Source organism: uncultured Veillonella sp., assembly GCF_905209685.1.
GTDB lineage: Bacteria > Bacillota > Negativicutes > Veillonellales > Veillonellaceae > Veillonella.
Window position 1 is genome coordinate 1 of the sequence record NZ_CAJLUB010000143.1, and the last position, 3,964, is coordinate 3,964.

At 38.4% G+C, this 3,964-nt stretch carries 4 protein-coding genes; all 4 read right to left on the reverse strand.

Features of this window, described 5'->3' with window-relative positions; genetic code table 11:
* The coding region (locus tag QZ055_RS08425) for an iron-containing alcohol dehydrogenase (protein WP_295826135.1) at window positions 1-860 on the reverse strand (860 nt) is incomplete at its 3' end.
* A 120-nt stretch (window positions 861-980) separates the two neighbouring features.
* Window positions 981-1,964: an Abi family protein gene (locus QZ055_RS08430; protein WP_295826137.1), complete on the reverse strand. Its 984-nt coding sequence runs from the start codon at window positions 1,962-1,964 to the stop codon at window positions 981-983.
* 208 nt (window positions 1,965-2,172) lie between these two features.
* Window positions 2,173-3,321, reverse strand: coding sequence for a glycoside hydrolase family 3 protein (locus QZ055_RS08435; RefSeq protein WP_295826140.1), 1,149 nt, complete (start codon window positions 3,319-3,321; stop codon window positions 2,173-2,175).
* Window positions 3,322-3,554: 233 nt separating this feature from the next.
* The gene (locus tag QZ055_RS08440; RefSeq protein ID WP_295826143.1) at window positions 3,555-3,788 is read right to left on the reverse strand and encodes a (2Fe-2S)-binding protein; all 234 of its coding nucleotides are present in this window, start codon (window positions 3,786-3,788) and stop codon (window positions 3,555-3,557) included.
* Window positions 3,789-3,964: the final 176 nt, after the last annotated feature.

Consider the following 3,964-nt stretch of genomic DNA (forward strand, 5'->3'; position numbering starts at 1 on the left):
ACTGCTGTTAACAGCATGGCACACGCTTTACCATGAGGGATATCGTACACAGCACTCAATGGATGTGCCATAGAGTGAACAATGCCGAGACCTACGTTAGAGAAGCCCATACCGGCAATATATTGACCAAGGGACATAGCTTCACGACCTGCGAAGTCACCAGCTACAGCGCTACGCAAGGAGCGACCGATAATTTCAATAGCTTTTAAATGAAGCATATCCGTAAGTTCCCATGCACCTTTTGTAATATATCCTTCCACGGCATGAACGAGGGCATCCATGCCGGTAGATGCGCAAAGACCTGTTGGCATAGATGCGGACATATCAGGGTCTACGATGGCTACGATTGGGATATCATGAGGGTCAACGCAAACGAATTTACGATTCTTTTCAACGTCTGTAATAACGTAGTTAATCGTAACCTCTGCTGCCGTACCAGATGTAGTAGACACAGCGATAATCGGCAAGCATGGATGTTTCGTAGGAGCCAATCCTTCAAGGCTACGCACATCGCCGAACTCAGGATTTGTAATAATCGTAGCAATGGCTTTACTAGTATCGATAGCACTGCCACCACCTACAGCAACGATAGCTTCAGCACCTGCCGCCTTACAAGCAGCCACACCAGATGTTACGTTTTCAATGGTTGGATTTGGCTTAATATTGTCATATACATCGTAAGCAATACCTGCCGCATCAAGTAGGTCTGTTACCTTTGTAGCCACCTTAAACTCAAATAAATCAGGTGTAGACGTAACGAGGACCTTTTTAAAATGGCGATTCTTAATTTCGTTCACAATCTCCTGAATCGCCCCTTGTCCAAAATAGGACGTACCGTTCAACATAATTCTGCGAGCCATATAATTCACTCCTAACAAAACAAACTATACAAAAATAAACCGATTGAGAATAACTATACTAAGTAATTCTCTATCGGTTTATAAAAATCCTTGAAGCTGTGTTATGTATACACTATATAATCATTGTAATAATTCTAAGGTTTGTTTCCATTGAAGTGTTAACTCCATTCTGGCTAGGACCTGATTAAACTGTATAACAGGTAACGATTCACTTAAAAGTATTAATTCATTAATTACCTCATCAATAATACACTTGTACGATATTCTAGGCAATAGTAATCTTAAAGATATTAACACTCCATATACTGAAGATTCACTGCCTTTTGGAGTTTGTACAAAATAATATGTTAATTTTTTAATAGTTTTCTTTGGACCTATAATTCTATGGTTATAAAGTCTGTCTCCATGCGCACATACATTTCTATAACCCACAAGAACATCTAGTATTTCACTAAAAACAGGTATCAAAGTAGATGTTGGATCAGTAATAGATACCTTATACTCACCAGTATATTCCTTATGTATATCTTTTAATATTCTCTCTTGTATATTAGGTGTAATTAATTTATAAAAATTAGTAATTTCACCGAATGTAAGTTTTGTTACCAATACCCATAATGGTAAATCTTGATGTGTTGTTAAATAATGAGAAAACATCGTATGTCTCGCATTACGTTGTGTAGCATTAGATAATTTAGAGACTAATTCCGTCGCTTTTGGTAAGTTTGTTTTAGAAAAATTATTTACATTCAAATGACTAAATTCAGATGTATATACCTCCGAAAAACGATAAGATACTTTAGTACAAATATTTTGTTCAGCTTGCAATAGAGCTTTTAATAAAATAATTCGCAAATTACGATCAAAACAATATAATCCATATATTTGAAAGAATGTTGTCCCAGTTACATAATAGTCATCACCACTATTTAATGTTGCATTATTATCTAAAAAAATGTCTTTATATCCATTAATTACTGCATAATAGTTATCTCTCGCTAAAATTCTTTTAACTCTACTACCTTCGCTCCCCTTTCCAATTGTAATATTTCGTTTTCTCATCAAGCGTAATAGGGAATCTAAAGACTTAAACGGCTTAGACATAAGTCCCTCCTACAAACAAAAAAGCTCGCCGACCCTTGAGTCGACGAGCGTTGTACGTTGCCCGTAAGCTTCGCACAGTTTCTCTGTGTAATAACTATAACAAAGTTCTCCCTTGAGTGTCAACTCAGATGCGATTTCAATGAATAGTACTTCCACTTTCTATATTCGTTATATGATTAATTAATTCCTGCCAACAAAAACAAATAGTCTAAGAAATTTTAGTTATCTTCATAAGCAAGATTCGTTTCACAGATTCATCGAGTCGTTCTTTAGAGATTCGGCCGTCTTTTACAGCTTTCATAAGGCCATTGTACGCCTCTTGCATGTGTTCGTACTCGTGGCATACAAGCAAGATATCACTGCCAGCCAAAATAGATTGAACCGCCATATCACCGAAGGTGTAGTGTTTTGCAAGAGCGCCCATATCCATATCATCCGTTACGACAACGCCGTTATAGCCCATATCCTTGCGCAACCAGTCTGTAATGATGGCTTTAGATAAACTAGATGGATGGTCTGGATCGATTTGAGGGTACATCGCATGAGACACCATAATTGCATATGTATTCGGTTTAGACTGCTTAATAAGGTCTACAAATACCTTCGTATCTTCATTCAGCAATGTTTCCTTAGATACTGGCACAACACTGGTATCAGCATGTAAATCCACGTCTGTTTTACCAATACCTGGGAAATGTTTGTAAGAATACCACAAGCCCGCATCATCATAGGCCTTGCCTACTGCACTGGTATAGCGTACGACCTCATCAGGATTTGTACTAAAGGAACGGCCATAGGTTAAGCCCAAGTCCGCTACAGGCGCAAAGTTAATATTGAATCCCAAGTCTTTAAGTTCCGTACCAGACTGTTTGGCCAAGGATACCGCTTTCTCAATAGGCTCCTTGCCTAACTCTTCTGCTGGAGGAACCTTGATGAGCTGATCCTCCATGCGCGCTACGGCACCGCCCTCTTGGTCGATACCGATGAATAACGGCGTTAAACCCGCGCTTTTACCAGTTTTATTAATATCCGCAATCAGCGATTTCACTTGATCCTTGGACTCCATATTCCGGTCAAACAAGATAATGCCGCCCACACGGTATTCATTGAGCATAAACTTTGCATCATCGTTCAAGGTCTTGCCGTGGATGCCAATCATCAACAATTGCCCCACCTTGTCTGCGTCAGACATATTAGCCACTAATTTGTCCACCTTTTCCTCTGGTGAAAGCTCGCTCTGAGCTACAGATTCATAGGTCACAGGCTCCGCCTTAGAAGTAAATGGATTATGTAAACCGCAACCCGTTGTGAGCGCCAATGCGCCGATCATCGTAGCTGCTACGATACGTCGAAACATATATACCTCCAAAATCTCTAAAAAGTATTATGTATAGTATATCAAATAATAAAGACAACCCCAAAACGCCAATACATCTCATGAATCGTTAGCGCAAAAAAGACTATTACCCCAAATCTACGAATATATACCGTATTGGTTTAAAGTAATAGTCTTTATATGAGTTAAGGGCAAACTTACACTTAACTGTTGCTTAATCTTAAATTTTACTTAGTTTTAAATTTTGCTTAGTTTTAAATTTTACCTTGCTCTTTCATTTCTGCTAAGAGCTTTACGATACGAGGGCCACAGCCTTTACCACCGCAAGCGCCTGTACCGGCACGTGTTGCCTCTTTTACTTCAAGAAATGTATGAGCACCATTCAAAATGGCTTCCTTAATCGTTTTACGTGTAATGCTACGGCATGTACACACCTTTGTAAGCTTGTCCAGAATCGCCTCTGGCACTTGGTTTTCTTCAAAATCCATATGTATTCCTCTTCTATTCACTTGAATATCTATATCTGTATTAATTGAAAGTTTCAATTTGATGTATCCATAGACATATCAAAATAGTAGATAAAACTGCTATATCAATCGTGTCTAGCGATACCTGAAACACCAATATATCGAAAATTTACGATTTCTATACTTAGTATATCATA